Source organism: Acinetobacter puyangensis, assembly GCF_900096995.1.
GTDB classification, from domain to species: Bacteria; Pseudomonadota; Gammaproteobacteria; order Pseudomonadales; family Moraxellaceae; genus Acinetobacter; species Acinetobacter puyangensis.
The window spans coordinates 38,792-59,082 of the sequence record NZ_OANT01000001.1 but is presented as its reverse complement, the minus strand read 5'-3'; the positions used below and the strand labels follow the sequence as shown (position 1 = coordinate 59,082).

Sequence of the window (20,291 nt, the reverse complement as noted above, 5' to 3'; positions counted from 1 at the left end):
TATGATGAGTCATATTTCAACATCATGGCATGCTAGATTGCACACCACAATGCTGTCATGACCACAAAAATACTGCCTCAACGTGAGAAAAGGCAAAATCAACGCTTAAATGGCCACCATTTCCTTAATGCCTTTCTCTGGCATTTCACTGCCAATCCCTTGTGCAATCACTTGACCACGTGCCATCACGGTATAATTATCCGCCAGCTCTTCGGCAAAATCATAAAACTGTTCAACCAGTACAATTGCCATATCGCCCTGATCTGCCAGTTTACGAATCACTCGTCCGATATCCTTGATAATTGAAGGCTGAATCCCTTCGGTTGGCTCATCCAAAATCAATACTCGGGGTTCTGATGCCAGTGCGCGGGCAATCGCCAATTGTTGTTGTTGCCCACCTGAAAGATCACCACCACGGCGATGTTTCATTTCTTCCAGTACCGGAAAAATTTCATACAGATGCTCCGGTACTTTACGGGTTTTCGCCCCGGAAAATTTTGCCATGCCAATCAAAATATTTTCTTCAACAGTCAAGGTCGAAAAAATATCCCGCCCTTGCGGTACATAGCCTAAGCCCGCACGCACCCGCTGTTCTGGTGACATTTTGGAAATGTCTTTGCCATCTAGCAAAATTTGTCCCGATTTAATTGGCAAAATTCCCATCAGGCATTTTAATAATGTCGTTTTACCCACACCATTGCGTCCCAATATGACCGAACATTCGCCAACAGGTGCATCCAACGAGACATCACGCAGAATATGACTACCACCATAATATTGGTTAATTTCACGTATTTCTAACATGCTGCTCTCCTTAACGCCCCAGATATTTTTCAATCACATCTTCATTGGCCTGTACTTCAGCCAATGTGCCCTCAGCAAGGATTGCACCTTGCGCCAGAACGGTGACTTTTTCACTGATGGTATCAATAAAGCTCATGTCGTGTTCCACCACCACAAGTGTATGGTTTTTCTTTAATTCCAGACAAAGTTCTGCGGTACGTTCAGTTTCGGCATCCGTCATGCCTGCCACGGGTTCGTCCAGCAAAATCAGTTTTGGACGTTGCATTAACAGCATGCCGATTTCCAGCCATTGCTTCTGGCCATGCGACAATAACCCTGCCTGCTTACCGACAAATTCCTGTAAACGAATCTGAACTAAGGTTTCCTCCAATGCCAGTTGCGCATCGGGATCAAGTTTGGAAAACAGGCTTTTTGCTACACGCTTATCTCGAGGCGCAGCCAGTAATAGATTTTCCATCACGGTAAAATTTTCAAATACCGTGGGTTTCTGGAATTTACGTCCAATCCCCGCCTCGGCAATTTGTTCGGTGGTCATTTTGGCAAGATTGTAATTTTGTCCAAAAAATGCCGAACCTTCGGTGGGACGGGTTTTACCGGTAATCACATCCATCAAGGTGGTTTTACCTGCACCATTGGGACCAATAATACAGCGTAATTCGCCTTCATCAATATAGAGTGATAAATCATTCAGGGCACGGAAAGAGTCAAACCAAACACTAACTTTTTCCAGATAAAGGGCGATACCGTGAGTAAAATCTGCACCCTCTTCTTTAGGGCGACCATAACCATCTGCGGCATGACCACCATGTTCTTGCGATGCGTCTTGTTGTGCCAAATGTGCGATAGAATTTTGTTCAGGGCGTGCGGTATGGCTGTGTATAATACTTGTCATTGCTTAGCCCTCCTTTTTAAAACGGTCAAAGATGCCAATAATGCCTTTCGGTAAAAATAAGGTCACCACCACAAATAATGCACCTAAAATCAATAGCCATGCTTCTGGATAAGCCACAGTAAAGTAGGTTTTCACGCCATTAATGACACCTGCGCCAAGGATCGCACCAATCAATGTGCCACGTCCACCCGCTGCAACCCAGACCGCCATTTCAATCGAATTGACAGGGTTCATTTCACTTGGGTTAATAATCCCCACTTGCGGTACATATAATGCACCGGCAATCCCGGCAATCACCGCAGACAATGTCCATGCAGAAAGTTTGTACCACAAGGTACGATAGCCCAAATATTGCAAGCGGTTTTCACTGTCACGAATCGCGCCCAATACCCGTCCATAGGGTTGATTCATCAAATGACGTAACCCCATATAACACAGCAGTAAAATTAAAGCTGTCGCAAAACACAGCACGGCACGAGTCGATGCAGAGGTAATATCAAAACCTAAAATTGTTTTAAAGCCGGTAAAACCATTATTACCACCAAAGCCTGTTTCATTACGGAAGAACAATAATGCTGCGGCAAAAACCATTGCTTGCGTGATAATGGAAAAATACACACCTTTAATTTTGGAACGAAAGGCGAAGAAACCAAAGATAAATGCCACCAGTCCCGGCACCAATACCACCAGAATGATCGCCCACCAAAAATGTTGTGTCCCAGCCCAATACCACGGCATTTCCGTCCAGCTTAAAAAACGCATAAAGTCAGGCAAGCTATCACCTGCACTTTGACGCATCAAATACATGCCGAAGGCGTAGCCACCAAGTGCAAAGTACAAGCCATGGCCCAGACTTAAAATTCCGGCATAGCCCCAGACCAAATCCAGTGCCAAAGCCACCATCGCCAGACACATGATTTTGCCAATCAATGTAACCCAGTAAGCAGACAGATGCATGGCTGAATCGGGTGGTAAAAGATGAAACCACGGTAAGATCAGAAGAATGGCAAAACAAACACCAATTAAAATCGCACTACGTGGCTTATCTGCTAAAAGTTGTATCATACTCATGCTGTCTACTCCACAAAACGACCTTTAATGGCGAATAAACCTTGTGGACGTTTCTGAATAAACAGAATCACAAGAACCAACAGGATAATTTTGGCAAGTACAGCACCCATGCCGATTTCCAGCACAGTACCACTGATGCCCAGACCTAACGCTGCCAATACCGCGCCCCAGACCTGACCGACACCACCGACTACAACCACTAGGAACGCATCAATAATATAACGTTGTCCCAGATCTGGCCCGACATTACCGATTTGTGCCAACGCACAGCCTGCAAGACCTGCAAGGCCAGACCCCAAACCAAAAGCCAGCATATCAATCCGTGCTGAACGAATCCCGACGGCGCGTGCCATTTGACGGTTTTGTGTTACAGTGCGTACAAATAGACCGAAACGGGTTTTATTCAACAAGAAGACCAGAAGTAATAACACCACCACGGTAAAACCAATAATGGCAATACGGTTATAAGGCAGCATCAGACTTGGGGTAATTTCAATTGCCCCACTCAACCAAGAAATATTCGAGACTTCGACATTTTGTGCGCCAAAAATCATTCGCACCAGTTGCATTAGAATCAAACTTACACCGAAAGTGGCAAGTAGAGTTTCAAGCTGACGACCATATAAAGGACGAATCACCAATCGCTCAATGATCATGCCAATAATTGCACTGACCAGAAATGCCGCAGGAATGGCAATCACCAAATACCAGTTGACCATATCACCCAGATAGGTTTTAAACAGGCTTTGCACCACATAGGTGGTATAGGCACCGATCATGATCAACTCACCATGTGCCATATTAATCACACCGAGCAAACCATAGGTAATCGCCAGACCTAAAGCGGCAAGCAATAACACACTGGCCGTACTTAAACCTGAAAAGACATGCCCTGTCCACTCACTGGCTTGAATCCGAGTTTTAATGCTACTTTGTGCATCCTGTAAGGCCGCTTTTAGATCGGGATTAAGATTTTTCTGTTGTGCAGCACTTTGCAGCATTGCCAGTACATCTGGACTATTACTGTCTTTGAGTACCTTCACTGCATTAATCTTGGTTAAGACATCGTCAGACTGAAAATCAATCCGTGCCTTCAACTGCGCCAAAGCAGCCTTCACCTTATTATTTTGTTCTTTTAGATATAAATCATCGATGGTTTTACTGTCCAATTCTGCAATATTAGATTCCAGAATTTTGACCGCTTGCAGGCGTTGTTTTGCATCATCGGACTGTAATTTTGCTTTTGCTTGTCCAAAACCCAACGCCTGACGCAAGGTATTGGCAAGAATCACTTGTGATAAATCATTCGGCCAACGACTTAATTCCTGTTTTGCAGGATAAGAAAATAGTTTTTCATCATTTTCCAGAATGTAGGTATTGCCTGCACCATCCTGATACAGTTCATTTTTATCGATTAATTCAACCAGTTGATCAAACTGCTCAATACTGCCTGGCCATTGATTCAACATGACACGACGAGTATTAAAATCACCTTTAACAAATTGCTGGATTGCATCGCCCTGCGTTGCAGGTAACACGACTTCGGAATTATTTTCTGTGCTTGTAGACAAAACAGCATTCGTACTGATTGAGCTATTGTCTGCCCATGCTGGTTGCATAGAAAATTGCATCAATAAACATAGACTTGCGATACTGTGTAGCAAAGTAGAGAGCTGCATAATAAGCCACTCCTCATAGAGCATATTGGAGTTTTGACATCTTGATCATTCAGGGAAAGAATTTATTTATATCAGGAATGACCAAGATGCTTGAGTTGCAAGGAGAATAAAAAAATCACCTGCCGCAAGAGGGGCAGCAGGTGGGCTACAAAACTATTTAGGAATATATGGACTCCAGTTTTCTGCACGAATCACTTCTGGTGTTTTGTACACAACGTCAAACTGACCGTCAGCACGAATCTGACCAATCATCACAGGTTTCCATAAATGATGATTTTCTTCATCCATTTTCAGGGTATAGCCTGATGGCGCAGCATAAGTCTGACCTTTCATGGCTTCACGTACCTTATCAACCTCAGTAGAACCAGCTTTTTCAACTGCTTGTTTCCACATATGGATACCGACATAAGTCGCTTCCATTGGATCGTTAGTCACCACTTTATCGGCATTTGGAAGTTTATAATCGACAGCAAACTGTTTGTAATCTTTAATAAATTTGGCATTGGTTGGATTTTTTACCGACATGAAGTAGTTCCATGCGGCCAGATGACCCACCAGTGGTTTGGTATCAATACCACGTAACTCTTCTTCACCCACCGAGAATGCCATCACCGGAATATCAGAAGCCTTGATGCCCTGATTACCCAGTTCACGATAGAACGGCACATTAGAGTCACCATTGATGGTGGAAATCACTGCGGTCTTTTTACCCGCAGCAAATTTTTTCACATTGCCAACAATGGTTTGATAGTTACTATGACCAAACGGCGTGTATTCTTCCATGATGTCTTTTTCAGCTACACCTTTGGATTTCAGGAATGCACGTAAAATCTGATTGGTGGTACGTGGGTAAACATAATCTGTGCCAAGCAATACAAAGCGCTCTGCCTTGCCACCTTCATCACTCATTAGATATTCAACCGCAGGAATTGCCTGTTGGTTTGGCGCAGCACCGGTATAGAAAATATTTTTAGACTGTTCCTGTCCTTCGTACTGTACAGGATAGAACAACAAACCGTTTAACTCTTCAACCACGGGTAAAACCGATTTACGCGAAACGGATGTCCAGCAACCAAAAATCACATCGACTTTATTCTGTGTCAATAATTGGCGGGTACGCTCGGCAAATAATGGCCAGTCTGATGCCGGATCCACCACCACAGGTTCTAGTTTTTTACCTAATACACCACCAGCAGCATTGATTTCATTAATAGTCATCAATGCTGTATCTTTCAGTGAGGTTTCTGAAATTGCCATGGTGCCAGATAAGGAATGTAAGATACCCACTTTGATGGTATCGCCACTGGCCGCCGGTGCCGTTGTTTCTGTTGCCGCTTTTTCTTCTGTGGTTGAAGCAGGCTTTGAACACCCAACTAATGTTAAACTTCCCATCATTGCTGCGACTAAAAAAGACAGTGGCATTATACGTTGCTTAATCATGTTTGACTCCGTCAAGGATTTTTGTAGCGATCTAAAACTGTCTGTATAAATTCAATTTCTATGCCAACTTTATTTTTTATATATAATTCATTCTGTTAGTTATAAAATTATCATTTTTTACAAATCCCCATCATTGCATATACAAATATTGATCAATAAAAGTAAAATTTGCGCACAATAATATGAGCTAAAATAGTGCACAATATTTAAGACTTGGGGAGAGAATAATGTTAAGAAAAAAAATACTATGCCTCAGTATTCTTTTATTCAGTTTAGGACTGACTTCTTTAAGCCACGCCAACAGTGAACAGGAAATCATTACAGGCTGTCAAAAGTTATCGCAATATGCCCAGCGAGGTGCAAAATTTTATCAGCAAAAGCATTATCAAAAAGCACGTGACGCATTTTTGGATCAGGCAGCATGGACACATTTCTGCCTCTATCAAACCGATATTATCGGGAAAAAAATTAGTGATGAGCAACTTGCCACGGCCTATAATAATGTAGGTTTAAGCTATGTAAAACTTGGACAACCGCGCTGGGCACGTGCTTGGTTTGAATTAACACCAGACTCGGCAAAAAGTCAGTTTAATTTAAAGAAATTACCGTCAGTGCAAGCCAGTAAATCCAAACAAGGTACTTATGTGCGTTATGCCGGACAGGGACAATGGAACACCGTTGAAATCACCAACAAAGGGAATCTTTACCAACTTGATTTCAATGGTCTAAGAATGGGCATTAATGGTTTAATTTATGGTCCAAATCTGGGCGAATTTAGTATCACCATGCACAAAAATGCGTCTTTAGCTGAATATCGCCATGAAAATTGCATCATTCAGTTAAAATTTCTACCAGCAAATGCACAAGGAGAACGCATTGACGTTATACAAAATAAGGCTGATGCTGAATGTGGTTTTGGTTTTGGGGTTTATGCGGACGGTAGCTATCTAAAAGTCGAAAATTAAACATAGAAAACTGAGCAGAATCCAGAGATTAAAAGCAGAACACTGGAAATTATGGAACAGTTTTATTGCCGGCCCAAACATCTTTATGTGTCGGTACGCTTATTCCCTGAATTAAAATCTGGTTTAATTATCAGCTGGTGTACAGCACATGACTTTTTGCAAATCAATCGCATTGAAAATCATGGCTATCTCGATAACTATGTCTTATATGATCATGAATTACAGCATATTGACAGTTTAGCAAATTTTCTTAGCCAGACATGAATCTGGCAAGTCGAAGATGAATCAATATATTTTTCTGTAGATTAAGAATTGATTAGGCATATAACAGGCGTTTTCGATCAAATCCCAATATCCGCCAGATTACCTTTTTGTTCCAACCATTGCTTACGGTCTGGTGCACGTTTCTTGGCTAGCAATTTATCCAGCAAAATTGCGGTAAACTGCATATCATCCAGATCAAGCTGGACTAGACGACGTGTATTTGGGTCCATAGTGGTTTCACGCAACTGAATCGCATTCATTTCACCCAATCCTTTAAATCGGGTAATTTGCGGATTTTTATTGCCTTTGACTTTTTTCAAAATACCGTCCAGTTCATCATCATCAAGCGCATAATGTACATCTTTGCCAATATCAATTCGATACAGCGGTGGCATGGCAACGAACAAATGCCCCTCCTCCACCAATGCTGGAAAATGTTTAACAAATAAGGCACAAAGCAAAGTGGCAATATGCAGACCATCAGAATCGGCATCGGCAAGAATACAGATTTTGCCATAACGCAATTCTGATAAATCATCACTGCCAGGATCTACCCCGATGGCAATGGCAATATTATGTACTTCCTCTGAAGCCAAAACTTCATCGGAGGCAACTTCCCAAGTATTTAAAATTTTCCCTCGAATGGGCATGATGGCCTGAAAATTCTTATCCCGAGCCTGCTTGGCACTTCCCCCTGCGGAATCTCCTTCGACAATAAATAGTTCGGAATCTTCACGTGTTAATCCTGAGCAATCAGCCAGTTTTCCGGGTAAAGCCGGACCAGAGGTAATTTTTTTACGCTCAACTTTTTTAGCTGCTTTTAAGCGACGACCAGCTTTGGTAATGGCAAGCTCAGCCAGTTGTGTGGCAACTTCCGGATATTGATTGAGCCAAAGGGCAAAGGCATCTTTGGCAATATTTTGTACGACACCCGATGCTTCACGACTGGATAACCGCTCTTTGGTTTGTCCGGAAAACTGTGGTTCCTGAAACTTGAGTGACAAAATATAATTCACGCCATCCCAGACATCTTCGGGAGACAGTTTTAAATTGCGTGGTAATAAACTACGTAACTCACAAAATTCCCGCAATGCGTCGGTAATTCCTGCACGTAAACCATTGACGTGGGTACCGCCCTGTGCAGTCGGAATTAAATTGACATAGCTTTCCTGAACCTGCTCGCCACCGTCGACATTCCAGCAGATGGCAAACTCGCAACTGGACTTATCCACCTTGCCTTGAGAAATAAAAGGAATCTCTGGCAAAATGTCGCGATCCTGAACTTCATCCTTCAAATAATCCAGGAGGCCATTTTCAAATTGCCATGCCAGTTTTTCGTGGTTAATTTCGTCGATATATTCAATATGCAAACCTGCGGCAAGTACCGCCTTAGCTTTTAAATTATGCTTGAGTGCCTTTAAAGCAAATTTAGCACTGTCAAAATATTTAGGATTAGGCCAGAAATGTACCACTGTCCCGCTAGTGCGTTTGGGTGCCTTACCTTCAAAAACCTGTAATGGCTGTGTCACTTCACCATCAGCAAAATGCATTTGATAAAGATTGCCATCACGCTGTACCGTCACCTCTACTTTGGTTGATAACGCATTCACCACAGAAATCCCGACACCATGCAAGCCGCCCGAGAATTCGTAGTTTTTATCGCTGAATTTACCGCCGGCATGTAGTTTGGTCAGGATAATTTCAATCCCGCTTTGTCCGTATTCCGGATGAATATCAACCGGCATGCCTCGGCCATTGTCTTCAACCGATAATGAACCATCAGCATAGACCACCACTTTAATTTTATTGGCATGTCCTGCCAGTGCTTCATCGACTGCATTATCAATCACTTCCTGTGCCAGATGGTTTGGTCGAGTGGTATCGGTGTACATACCTGGACGACGACGTACAGGATCTAAACCGGATAAAACTTCGAGTGATTGTGCAGTATATTGCGACACGTGTTGAGGTTCCCTTTATCTAACAAGCAAGAATTTAATGAGATTGCGCCTGTACAGTATAATATTTTTTGGTAAAAAAACATGCCTAGATGCATAAATTGCAAAACACACGACAAGTTATGACATTATTCTAGGTAAATTTTCATTGATCTTGTCAATTTATCTGTGCGAAAAATCTCATTTCATTGTAATTTCACAAACAAAGTATTTATTTTCATTAGCTACTTTACCAAACCCTGTTTTTGGTTTAAAACAATCATTAGGGTCATAAAGTGCAGGGACAGACAGCATGACATTTAGATACATTGTCAGACAAAAACTTGATGACGTAGACGACTGATGCGTTATTTTAAAACCATATCAGCATTTTAAAACGATAGCTGCGGAAAATGTAAAAAGTTAAGTTGCCCTATTTTGAATGATTAAAATAGCCAGGGTAAAATTGTATAGGCGAGGATCGCAACGATGCCAAGGTTAACACCATTACACGAAACCTATTGCCGCTGGGATTCCACTCCACCCAATCAAGCGGATGTGATTGAAGGTTTAGCACAGCTGGTTACAGTCAATTTACTCGGTGTACATGATGTTATTCAAATGATTCATCGAGAAATTTTATTAAAAACACTGGGTTTTACTCAGGAACAATCTAACCGGATTCTAGCTCGTCCATTTGTACAAAAACTCTTTCGTCAAGGCTATCGGTTTGCCCAAGGCTATGGACAGCATATTATTGCACCGGCTTTACGTCACTTGAATTTCCGCTTTCCAAATTTACAACAAAAACCGCTCAATCCAGCATTGCATTACTTTATTGGCGCATTAAATGGTGTATTGGGAAATTACCTGTTTCAACATCAGAATCCGCTGGCACTGCCGATGGTGTTTTACGATCATTACGGTCAACGGCAAAGTGGTGAAATTGCGGGTCGCGTGGTGATTATGGTGCATGGTCTGTGTATGAGCCATTTGTCCTGGTCGCACGGCAATTATGGCGGTGTGGGCGAGAAACTCTTGGCACAACGTGATAATAACATCATGCTTTATCTCAATTACAATACAGGACGACGTATTTCTGCCAATGGCAAAACCTTTGCATGGTTAATTGAAGATTTAATCCAGCGCAATCCTCGCATCACCAGTATTGATTTGATTGGGCACAGTATGGGTGGTCTGGTGACGCGTAGTGCTTTGTTTTATGGCAAACAGAATGTCCACCACTGGATCAACAAAGTCGGCAATCTGGTCTGTATCGGTTCACCGCATCATGGTGCCGTACTGGAACGACTTGGCTTTATGCTTCAGGATAATCTGGGGCGCTTACCGATTCTGGATCGTATTGGTCGCCTTACCCAGGTTCGTAGTGATGGCATTATGGATTTGCGTTATGGCAGTGTACGTGATGATGACTGGGAATATTTGGAGGGTCGCTCAGGTACGCTGCAAGATGTGCGTAAACCGGCCCCAATCCCGAGCCGAATTAATACCTTTTTGGTTGCTGGCAGTATCGAACTCAAACCAAACCATTCCAAAACACTGGAAATGATCGGAGATTATTTGGTTAGTGTCAGCAGTGCCTTGGGTGAACATCCCAATATCAAATATCAGCTCAAGGTTCCGGAGTCACATAAAGCCATTTTCTATGGTTTAAATCACATGGAGATTCAATATCATTCCAGTGTGGCAGAGCAAATCACACGCTGGTTATATCCTGAACGAGATAATATACAGGACTGCAAAATCGAGGAAATTATTGAAGAAGCGCATGAGCATTTACACGATGCCGATATGTACACCTTAAAAGGCATTGTCGAAACCTAATCGCCCCCATCTGATATGATCTTACTGGTGTAGTATGCTCATATCAGCCCGCTAAAAAACCCACATATTTTGATTAGGCAAGCATACAAAATACTGCTATGCTCTGCACTTTCTGCATATACCTATCACGATTCATTGATGTCTGATCACAGCTCTTTTGCCGGCAAACTTTTACACTGGTTTGATGTTCACGGTCGCCATGATTTACCTTGGCAGATTAAAAATGATCCCTATAAAGTCTGGGTATCTGAAATCATGTTGCAGCAAACCCAAGTCAAAACTGTGCTGCAATATTATGATCGCTTTATCACCCGATTTCCTACAGTCGCGGCATTGGCACAGGCAAGCTGGGACGAGGTCGCCCCCTATTGGGCCGGACTAGGTTACTATGCCCGTGCCAGAAACCTGCATAAAGCCTCACAACAGGTGGTCGAACAAGGTGATTTTCCAAAAGACCTTGAAGGCTGGATCGGCTTATCCGGAATTGGACGTTCTACTGCCGGCGCCATGATGTCTTTGGGCTTAGGACAATTTGGTGTAATCCTTGATGGCAATGTCAAACGTGTACTATCCCGTTATTTTGCAATTTCAGGGGACTTATCCAAACCTGCCAAAGACAAGGAATTATGGCAGCTTGCCACCGAACTTGTGCCGCAGGATCGTCATGCCGACTATACTCAGGCCATCATGGATCTGGGCGCAACCATTTGCACACCGAAAAAACCACTCTGTCTGTATTGTCCGATGCAAGAAGATTGTCAGGCATATCAACAAAATAATGTACTGGCATATCCCGAGAAAAAAGCCAAAAAGACTGTACCGACGCGTCAGGGACATGTCATGATCTTTGAACATGCAGCACAATGGCTATGGCTGAAACGGCCAAATCAAGGCTTATGGGGCGGCTTATATAGCTTGCCGATTATCGAAGATGAACAGGAATTGATACATTTTCTGGACAAGTGGCAGTTACAGGAAAATGGTCAAAGTCAGGTTCAACATCAGTTTACCCACTTTACATGGCAGTTAAAGTGTCATAAATTTTCTGTAGATGCTGCAACGAGCGCCCAATTGGCAGCTTATTTTCAGGCTAGGCCTTATTTGACTGAACAAATTCAACAAGGTGCGATTCCCACAGCCATGCAAAAAGTGATTGCTCAATTTTAATATGTAAAAGGATCGGTTTGGCAACTCATGTTCAATACTATATTTAAAACTCGAAATATTTTTTTTATTTTCATGAGCATGATGTTGTTGCTGATTGCCGGCTGTGTATCAAAGCCCATCAAATCCACGCCATTAAATCAAAACATGATCCGTCAATTACAGCAGCAACCTTTGTCTAGCCGTCTGCCGGTTCCGGTACAGGGCGTATCCCGCAAGCAGCTCAATGATACCTGGGGTGCAGCCCGAAGTCAGGGACGTTCGCATGAAGGTATTGATATTCTGGCAGAAAAAGGCACAAAAGTTTATAGTACAACAGACGGTCTGGTGGCCAGCCTAAAAGGAAATAATCTTGGTGGGACAGTGATCTGGATCATCGGTCCATCCGGCTCATGGCACTATTATGCACATCTGTCCAAGCATAAACGTAGCCTAAATGAAGGTGATTATATTCGCAAAGGCGATTTAATCGGTTATGTCGGCAATACCGGCAATGCTCGCCATACTGCTCCGCATTTACATTATGGTATTTATTTAAGTGGAAAAGGTCGTGGTGCCATCAACCCTTATCCCTATCTCAGATAATCAGGATTTTCCATGGATATTACACAGCGCTTAATCGACTTTGCCGAAGCAGGTAACCAACAAAAAATCATTCTTGCCAATGGTCAAGTGCTTCAAGGCTGGATTATGGAAATCACCGATGAAGCCTTATTAATCAGTACCGGATTTAATGATAAAGTCGGCAAGGATTGCTGGATTAAGCTTGATGATTTAACACAGGCACAGTTAAGCTACTGGGATAATCACAATGATGTCTGGCAAGCCTTTATATTATAAATCTTTTTAGCGTATTTCGGAGGATACTTCATGAATATCAGAATACTCCATCTGATTCAAAGTGGTATCCAGAATCGTCCGACTTTCTTCATTGCTGCCAGTCTTGGCATTGTCATTAGCTTAATCCTGAGCTTGCTTACCCACTGGACATGGTCAACTATCGTCCTACTGGGCTGGAACAGTGTGGTCTGGTTTTATCTGATCATGTTATTTCAGAAAATCTGGCAATCCGAACATCAGGATATCCAGCAACGCGCACAAAAACAGGATGAAAGTAAATGGATCATTATGTTGATTGTATTACTTTCTTTGATCATGTCAATGATTGCCATTATTGCTGGCTTATCGGATTTGCCTGAACAGGGTCCAACCAAAGTCGGGCACATCATCATTGCCATTTTTACCATTGTATCTTCATGGTTGATGATGCATACCATCTTTGCCATCCATTATGCACATGATTTTTATATTGCCAGACTAAAACAACACGATGGTGGATTAACCTTTCCCAATACAGAATATCCAACTTATCCGGATTTTATCTATTTTAGCTATATTATTGGTACATCTGCACAAACTGCCGATGTCTCGATTACCACCCGTAAAATGCGGCTACTGAATATTTTTCACTGTACGCTATCCTTTTGTTTTAATACCTCTTTACTCGCGATTCTCATCAACGTGGTCGCAGGTTTTATTTAATCGATTTTCTGCCGTTGATTTGACTAAAAGCTTATAAAATCATGTCAGATTTAGCGCATGACTGGTATTTTTATCGATAAAGTCTTAATCTTAATTTTTCTTATTTTTGCTACATACACATGTTTGGTATTACAGATTTAACTACCTATTTAATCGGTACAATTTTAATTATTCTCCTGCCCGGTCCAAACTCTTTATATGTCATGTCTGTTGCGTCCCGCAATGGACAAAAAGCAGGTTATCGTGCTGCATGGGGGGTTTTGACGGGCGATACAATTCTAATGTTACTCACCGTGATCGGTGCCGCCTCATTGTTAAAAGCGGTACCAATGTTATTCATTATACTCAAAGTCATTGGTGCAATTTATCTTGGCTGGTTAGGCAGTCAATTATTACGTGCAGCATTACAACGCTGGCGATCCCGTCATTTAGCCGAACAGATTGCCTTTGAGCCGTCCACTGCCTCAAACCAGTATTTTGCTCGGGCAATGAGTATTAGCCTACTCAATCCAAAAGCGATTTTATTTTTTCTATCTTTTTTTATTCAGTTTGTTGATCCAACCTATCCCTATCCAAGTTTAAGTTTTTTGATCCTAGGTATTTTACTCCAGATCTGTAGTTTGACCTATTTAAGCAGCCTGATTTTCGCAGGAGCAAAAATGGCGGATTTCTTTAAATCACATCGAATACTCTCGACATTGGGCATTGCATCGGTAGGAATCTTGTTTTTTGGATTTGCATTAAAACTGGTAGTTTCAAGTATTTAATCTGCAACAAAGCCAAAATTTGGTTAAAAAAAAGCTTATCCGAGGGTGGATAAGCTTATGAAATCAAATTCAAATAAAGAGAGATTACAGACAACTTAATGTCTGAGGGCATAATATAACCAGTTTTTTAAAAAATTCAAGTATTATTTAATTTAATTTTCTTTTTCCTAAAAATCTTTAGATTTTCTTATCAAAGAAAAATCAGCAATTTTTCGTCAATTCAAGCAGTATGATATTGCTTTATGCTAGCATAATAAAATTGTATAACAACAAGATGTCAGCAATGCAAATCAATCAACACAGTGCCTTGATCGTGATCGATGTCCAAAATGGCTTTTGTCCAGGCGGCCATTTAGCAGTTGCCGAAGGTGACCAGATCGTCTCGCTGATCAATCAACTGGCCGAGCATTTTGCCAATATTGTGATCACACAGGATTGGCATCCCGACAATCATATTTCCTTTGCAGAGAATCATCCGGGTAAACACCCCTTTGAAACCATTACACTGGATTATGGCCTACAAGTGCTGTGGCCAAGTCATTGTGTACAGGGTAGCCATGATGCCGAACTGCATCCCGACTTAAAGTTGGCAAGCGCACAACTGATCCTACGCAAGGGTTTTCATGCCCATATTGATAGCTATTCGGCCTTTATTGAAGCTGATCAACAGACCCAGACTGGCTTAAGCAGCTATCTAAAAGAACGCCAGATTGATACGGTTTTTCTTGTGGGACTGGCAACCGATTTTTGCGTCGCATGGAGTGCACTCGATGCCCGAAAATTCGGCTTTGAAACTTACGTGATCGAAGATGCCTGTCGTGGCATTGATTTAAATGGTTCTCTTGCCGAAGCATGGCGTAATGTGCAAAATGCTGGTGTACACCGTATTCACTCATACGATATTTTGAAATAAATTTTATGTCCGCTTTTATTCGATTCAGTCAATTTATCCAGAAAACTTTTGCATTGTGGGTCATTCTTTTTGCCGCGATCGCCATGTACCAGCCGTCACTGTTTACTTGGTTATTGCCTTTTATCCCATTCATTCTCGGCATTATCATGTTCGGTATGGGCATGACCATGACCTTGAATGATTTCAAGGAAGTTTTACGTTATCCAAAAGCCGTGTGGATTGGTGTATTTGCCCATTTTCTGATTATGCCCTTGGTTGCTTATGCACTATGTAAAATTTTTGCCCTGCCACAGGAGATTGCCATTGGTGTCTTGCTGGTAGGTTGTTGTCCAAGTGGAACCGCATCCAATGTCATTACCTATATGGCAAAAGGCAATACACCTTTGTCGGTTGCCTGTAGCTGTGTTTCCACCTGTATTGCACCGATTCTCACCCCGGCGATTTTCTATTTATTGGCAAGTGAATGGATTCAGATTGATGCATTATCCATGTTTAGCTCGATTTTGCAGGTGGTCTTGGTACCGATTGTTTTAGGGCTGATTGTTCGCACGATTTTTAAAAGCAAAATTGACTATTATCTGCAAGTCATGCCAATTATTTCGGTCGTTGCCATTGTGGCGATTGTCGCTGCCATTATTGGTGGCAATAAAGCACAGATATTAAGCTCCGGTGCACTGATTTTATTGGTAGTGATACTGCATAATGGTTTTGGTTATTTATTTGGTTATTGGGCAGGTCGCTTATTTAAACTGTCTTATGCAGATAACAAAGCCATTGCAATCGAAGTGGGTATGCAAAACTCCGGATTAGGTGTTGCGCTGGCCGCAGTGCATTTTGCAGCATCGCCAATTACCGCGGTGCCCAGTGCAATCTTTAGCTTATGGCACAATATTTCAGGCCCTGCCCTTGCAACCTATTGGGCTAGTAAACAGAAAAAATAAAATCTATTGATACGTCATCCATGAATTATATTTTCAGCTAAAATTTCGTCAGATGAGACCTAAAGATTGGCTATTAAGCGATAGTTTTGAATTCATGGGAATATGTTGACATAGAAAAGCACCCTTCAAATGAGACTAGAAATGTCCAATTTGAAAGGTGCTTTTCAATTTTTGCCTTTTTTAATTAAAAAAATATTAAACTTCAATCTTTAGAATGAAAAATGCGAAAAGTAAGCAATTAAACAAAACATTCGATATAACCAATACAATGTATATATTGCCCAATCCATTAACTCTGTCTAAGGCTAATTCAGGCATTTTTCATTTAACCGTGGAATATAGAATGCTGTATTTCCAACTTAAATTTAATACTGTCATTAACGCTCAACACGTGCTCTTTCTTAGCTTTTTTCCAACTTCTGCGATGGAATATTATTCACAGTTGCAATGCTATCATTATCGTGTCTTTTTAAGACGGCGATTGAGATAGCCGCCAATATTGCAGGAATACTGATCATGAGAAAATTGGTCGTATGCGGCAAATTTAACGTCAATAACATTCCGGTCAATACTGGTCCGACAATTGCACCGACCCGTCCTATTGCAGATGCCCAACCAATACCTGTGGACAGTGCAACCAGAGGATAATACTGTGCAACATAACTATATAATAATATCGATGTCCCAATAGTCGTAGCGCCTGCAACGCCAACTAAACTATATAAAATAATCGTGGGGGAATTAAAACCCAGTCCAATCAAAGACAAGGCTGCTAAGACACACATGCTAACAACGACAGGTTTAAGATGAAATTTGTCTGCCAAAACCCCACCCAGAATTGCTCCAATCATTGCACCTACATTTAATGCCAATAAAAATAGAATACTTGCACCCAATGAATAACCAGCGGCAAGCATCAGTTTGGGTAACCAACTACTTAACGCATATACCATGAGTAAACACATAAAAAAAGCTGTCCAAAACATCAAGGTACTAAATGTACGCCCCTCTTTAAACAAGACTTTTACAGAGCCATCTGAGCTGTCTGTCGATTCATTTAAGATGAGCTGTGTATCTTTCGATACGACACCATCAGACGTAATTTTATTGACAATCACACGTGCCGACTCATACTGCTGATCTTTAACCAGATATGTTAACGATTCAGGTAAATATTTCCAGATAAGCGGAAAGCCAAGAAGCGGAATACCTGCAATTAAGAACATGATTTGCCAACCATGATCCTGTACCAGAATTGAGCCGAGTAATGCAGAAATAATGCCACCAATCGCATAACCGCTAAACATCACTGCAACCATCGTTGATCTGATTTTTTTCGGTGCATATTCTGATGTCAAAGCCACCAGATTTGGCATAACACCACCTATACCCAGCCCGGCCAAGAAACGTAAAATCGCAAACTCTACGGGCGTCGAAGCAAATGCACCTAAAAAAGTAAATCCACTAAAACAAGTCACGCAAGCTAAAATAATTTTTTTACGTCCGAATTTGTCAGCTAAAGTACCAAATGCCATTGCACCAAACATCATACCGCACAATGCAGTACTGGCTAACATACCAGCTTGTACTGAGGTTAACGACCACTCTTGCATTAATAATGGTAATGCAACCCCATAAATCACCAAGTCATAGCCATCAAAAATGATAATAAGTAAACACCAGAATAGAACCCCCCAGTGAAATTTACCAAATTTTGCTTCGTCAATTACTGAATTGACATTTAATGTATCCCTAGCCATGTTCTCACCTCCTATGTGAGCATGAAGTTGATCCCTCTTTGCCTTTAATGTCCGTCCTTTAGACATGGTTTAGCACAGCATTCAGAATCTTTCCTCACTATGGTTAATTTCGAATTTTCCATTCAAAAGATTTTTAAACTGTGTTGCCAATGAATCAGGAAACACACTGTGATCAACACCAAGTTTGCTTGCACACCTATTAAAATTGATAGATTGCTGTAAAGTTGAACCGATTATCCTGTCCTTTAATGGCATTAAAGGTTTCGCGTTCACCATAAACATATTCAACGCCAAAACTTATCGGTGTAATCGGCGAATACATCGCATTTACCCATCCCTGCCAAAGGCTTTTATTTTGATTAGAATTATTGTGTTGTAACTGAGCAAATTCATTACTATCTTCTGCACGCATATAGCCGTAACCAATCGTCGAGCGTAGTTTTGTGGTAAATTGATGGATTAATCCCAGACTAAACACATCAAATTCATTCAAATGCATATTGTGCTGATCATCCAGCGCATAGGCACTGTTGGTCCACAGAATAAAGCGGCCATCTCCTTTGACATGATAATAATCTGCTTTAAATTGAGTGTGCTCAGTTAATGGATATGTGCCACCAAGACCAATACCCCAAGCTAATGCATCATCAGCATAGGTTTTTTTCTGAGCCATAAATGTTCGTGCAGATAATTTAGCCCCCTGATTAAATGCGTGGTTTAAGCGCCCAACCAATGCCGGTCCACTTGTTTTATGCACCGGATCTGAGGTTGCAGTATATCTTGGATCTTCTGCACTGAATGCAAAACTGGTGTGATCAGATAAGTGGTGGGTATATTTAACCATTGGGGTACGTTGCAGTGCGCCGCCCACATAAGTCGCTGCATCAATTGTTTCTGGTAAATATTCTGATGCAATAAAGTTCGACCAGGTTTGCCCAACCAGCCAATCACCATAATTTAGATAAGCGTGGCGGATACGGAACTGATCTCTAGTTGCTCCGCCAAAAAAATCTAATTCTAACTTTGCACTGAGGTTCTGATCGTCAATAGGCACTTTAAAATCCATGCCCAAACGCGTTACATTGACAGTTGTTCTAAATTGATCTGCTTGTTGCTGTGCCTCATTACCATGTTGCAATGGTACAGTATTGATTGCGTTGTACATTGTCGATGCTCCCTTCATCTGATAGGAAGCATCAGCACGGATATAGCCATAGAGATTAAATGACATATCCGATTTTAATAAACTTGCTTTCGGTGCAGGTTCTGTTGCTGGATTTATTGTAGAAGGTGAAACGATCTGTGTTTGTTTAAGATTTAATATTTCACGTAACTCTTGAATTTCTGCCCGTAGCTGTGCGATTTCGCTGGAACTATCAGCGACAGCAATTCCGGGTAGGCTTAATGGCAAAAATAATCCAACCAAACCATACAGCTTTTTTTTAAAACAAATATGCATATATGTACTTCCTGTATCATATAACGATGTAATTTTTTGCATAAGTCACCTCCTTAGGTGAAATATGCATTTCCCTAATTACCGTTAATGGCTAATTTTAAACCAGTTGTAAAATAGTTAAACTGGGATTCTCGGGTACCTAATCAAAATTTTTGGCTATAAATCCTTGATAAGTGAGGGCTTGACTAAAGCAGTAAGTCTCATTAAATCCAGCCTGCTGTAAAATGTCACAGTACTCCTGTTCATTTACTAAAAAAAAGTCTTGTGGCAACCGTGTCATCATCGTGTCTGTCTGCTTTTGGCTTAGTCCATTGCTTTGACATAAATAAGGTAAGGCTTGCCACAGTGCAGGTTGCGCCATCTGCATCAGATCGTAAGTCAGCAACATTGCTTGTCGCAAACAATGTTGATTTAAAATCTGAAAAAATGGCAGCTTTGCCGTAAATTCAATAAAATGTGCAACTAAAAGTACTAAAATACTGTGAAATTTGGCTGACGCTGCAAGTACCGATGCATCGCCAAGTACAAACTGCACACGAGAATTTTCATTCAGTGGCGCAATATTTTTCCGCGCTTGATCCAGCATATTTTCAGAAACATCAATTGCGGTAAAATGCCAAGTGTGATTGAGATTGAGCAACTCGTGTAGCTCATGTCCAGTGCCACAACCTATAATCAATATCTGAGCATGGTCTGGCATCGCTGCGTTGAGAATTGCCTTGACCTGTTGATGCATGGTTTCATAACCAGGAATAAGCTGACGAATATGCTGGTCATAACTCGACACGATCTGTGGATGGTTAAAATCTTTACTCATATCAACTTTCTCCGAGAATAATAAGCTTAAA

19 protein-coding genes are annotated in these 20,291 nt (G+C 41.5%); 10 read left to right on the top strand and 9 right to left on the bottom strand.

From position 1 onward, the window contains the following. Positions 1-105: 105 nt before the first annotated feature. The 5 genes from urtE to urtA all read right to left on the bottom strand — a co-directional run bounded on the left by urtE (position 106) and on the right by urtA (position 5,886). Positions 106-804 carry an urea ABC transporter ATP-binding subunit UrtE gene (gene urtE, locus CRO21_RS00275; protein WP_087619584.1) on the bottom strand — a complete coding sequence of 233 codons (699 nt, stop codon included), beginning with the start codon at positions 802-804 and terminating at the stop codon, positions 106-108. A gap of 10 nt (positions 805-814) precedes the next feature. Continuing rightward, positions 815-1,696, bottom strand: coding sequence for an urea ABC transporter ATP-binding protein UrtD (urtD, locus tag CRO21_RS00270; protein WP_228150325.1), 882 nt, complete (start codon positions 1,694-1,696; stop codon positions 815-817). A gap of 3 nt (positions 1,697-1,699) precedes the next feature. Further along, positions 1,700-2,767: an urea ABC transporter permease subunit UrtC gene (gene urtC, locus CRO21_RS00265; protein WP_097077364.1), complete on the bottom strand. Its 1,068-nt coding sequence runs from the start codon at positions 2,765-2,767 to the stop codon at positions 1,700-1,702. A 5-nt stretch (positions 2,768-2,772) separates the two neighbouring features. Beyond that, on the bottom strand, positions 2,773-4,470 hold the full coding sequence (gene urtB, locus CRO21_RS00260; protein WP_378234914.1) for an urea ABC transporter permease subunit UrtB: 1,698 nt from the start codon (positions 4,468-4,470) through the stop codon (positions 2,773-2,775). 129 nt (positions 4,471-4,599) lie between these two features. Continuing rightward, positions 4,600-5,886, bottom strand: a complete 1,287-nt coding sequence (gene urtA / locus CRO21_RS00255; RefSeq protein ID WP_097077363.1) for an urea ABC transporter substrate-binding protein — start codon at positions 5,884-5,886, stop codon at positions 4,600-4,602. A gap of 227 nt (positions 5,887-6,113) precedes the next feature. Between urtA and CRO21_RS00250 the strand changes: the two genes are divergently transcribed. Next, on the top strand, positions 6,114-6,851 hold the full coding sequence (locus CRO21_RS00250) for a hypothetical protein (RefSeq protein ID WP_097077362.1): 738 nt from the start codon (positions 6,114-6,116) through the stop codon (positions 6,849-6,851). A 51-nt stretch (positions 6,852-6,902) separates the two neighbouring features. Continuing rightward, complete coding sequence (locus CRO21_RS00245; RefSeq protein ID WP_097077361.1) at positions 6,903-7,115, top strand: hypothetical protein; 213 nt, start codon at positions 6,903-6,905, stop codon at positions 7,113-7,115. Between the two features lie 77 nt (positions 7,116-7,192). Here CRO21_RS00245 and parE read toward each other — a convergent pair whose 3' ends face one another. Further along, positions 7,193-9,076: a DNA topoisomerase IV subunit B gene (gene parE / locus CRO21_RS00240; RefSeq protein WP_097077360.1), complete on the bottom strand. Its 1,884-nt coding sequence runs from the start codon at positions 9,074-9,076 to the stop codon at positions 7,193-7,195. 465 nt (positions 9,077-9,541) lie between these two features. Between parE and CRO21_RS00235 the strand changes: the two genes are divergently transcribed. The 8 genes from CRO21_RS00235 to CRO21_RS00200 all read left to right on the top strand — a co-directional run bounded on the left by CRO21_RS00235 (position 9,542) and on the right by CRO21_RS00200 (position 16,224). Then, positions 9,542-10,897: an alpha/beta fold hydrolase gene (locus CRO21_RS00235; protein ID WP_097077359.1), complete on the top strand. Its 1,356-nt coding sequence runs from the start codon at positions 9,542-9,544 to the stop codon at positions 10,895-10,897. A gap of 138 nt (positions 10,898-11,035) precedes the next feature. Beyond that, entirely contained in the window at positions 11,036-12,064 is a 1,029-nt protein-coding gene (mutY, locus tag CRO21_RS00230; RefSeq protein WP_097077358.1) for an A/G-specific adenine glycosylase, read from the top strand. A 72-nt stretch (positions 12,065-12,136) separates the two neighbouring features. Further along, positions 12,137-12,646, top strand: coding sequence for a M23 family metallopeptidase (locus CRO21_RS00225; RefSeq protein ID WP_378234915.1), 510 nt, complete (start codon positions 12,137-12,139; stop codon positions 12,644-12,646). 12 nt (positions 12,647-12,658) lie between these two features. Continuing rightward, a complete protein-coding gene (locus CRO21_RS00220) occupies positions 12,659-12,901 on the top strand; it encodes a hypothetical protein (protein ID WP_097077356.1) in 243 nt (80 codons plus the stop codon). Positions 12,902-12,931: 30 nt separating this feature from the next. After that, positions 12,932-13,603: a DUF1345 domain-containing protein gene (locus CRO21_RS00215; RefSeq protein WP_097077355.1), complete on the top strand. Its 672-nt coding sequence runs from the start codon at positions 12,932-12,934 to the stop codon at positions 13,601-13,603. A gap of 119 nt (positions 13,604-13,722) precedes the next feature. After that, positions 13,723-14,370 (top strand): leucine efflux protein LeuE, encoded by a 648-nt coding sequence (gene leuE, locus CRO21_RS00210; RefSeq protein WP_097077354.1) that lies wholly within the window; start codon positions 13,723-13,725, stop codon positions 14,368-14,370. 283 nt (positions 14,371-14,653) lie between these two features. Then, complete coding sequence (gene pncA / locus CRO21_RS00205; RefSeq protein WP_097077353.1) at positions 14,654-15,283, top strand: bifunctional nicotinamidase/pyrazinamidase; 630 nt, start codon at positions 14,654-14,656, stop codon at positions 15,281-15,283. A 5-nt stretch (positions 15,284-15,288) separates the two neighbouring features. Then, positions 15,289-16,224 carry a bile acid:sodium symporter family protein gene (locus CRO21_RS00200; protein ID WP_097077352.1) on the top strand — a complete coding sequence of 312 codons (936 nt, stop codon included), beginning with the start codon at positions 15,289-15,291 and terminating at the stop codon, positions 16,222-16,224. Positions 16,225-16,625: 401 nt separating this feature from the next. Here the strand turns inward: CRO21_RS00200 and CRO21_RS00195 are convergent, their stop codons facing one another. The 3 genes from CRO21_RS00195 to CRO21_RS00185 form a co-directional block, all read right to left on the bottom strand. After that, on the bottom strand, positions 16,626-17,984 hold the full coding sequence (locus CRO21_RS00195) for an MFS transporter (protein WP_097077351.1): 1,359 nt from the start codon (positions 17,982-17,984) through the stop codon (positions 16,626-16,628). A gap of 199 nt (positions 17,985-18,183) precedes the next feature. Further along, positions 18,184-19,443 carry a DcaP family trimeric outer membrane transporter gene (locus tag CRO21_RS00190; RefSeq protein WP_097078085.1) on the bottom strand — a complete coding sequence of 420 codons (1,260 nt, stop codon included), beginning with the start codon at positions 19,441-19,443 and terminating at the stop codon, positions 18,184-18,186. 139 nt (positions 19,444-19,582) lie between these two features. After that, a complete protein-coding gene (locus tag CRO21_RS00185) occupies positions 19,583-20,260 on the bottom strand; it encodes a class I SAM-dependent methyltransferase (RefSeq protein WP_097077350.1) in 678 nt (225 codons plus the stop codon). Positions 20,261-20,291: the final 31 nt, after the last annotated feature.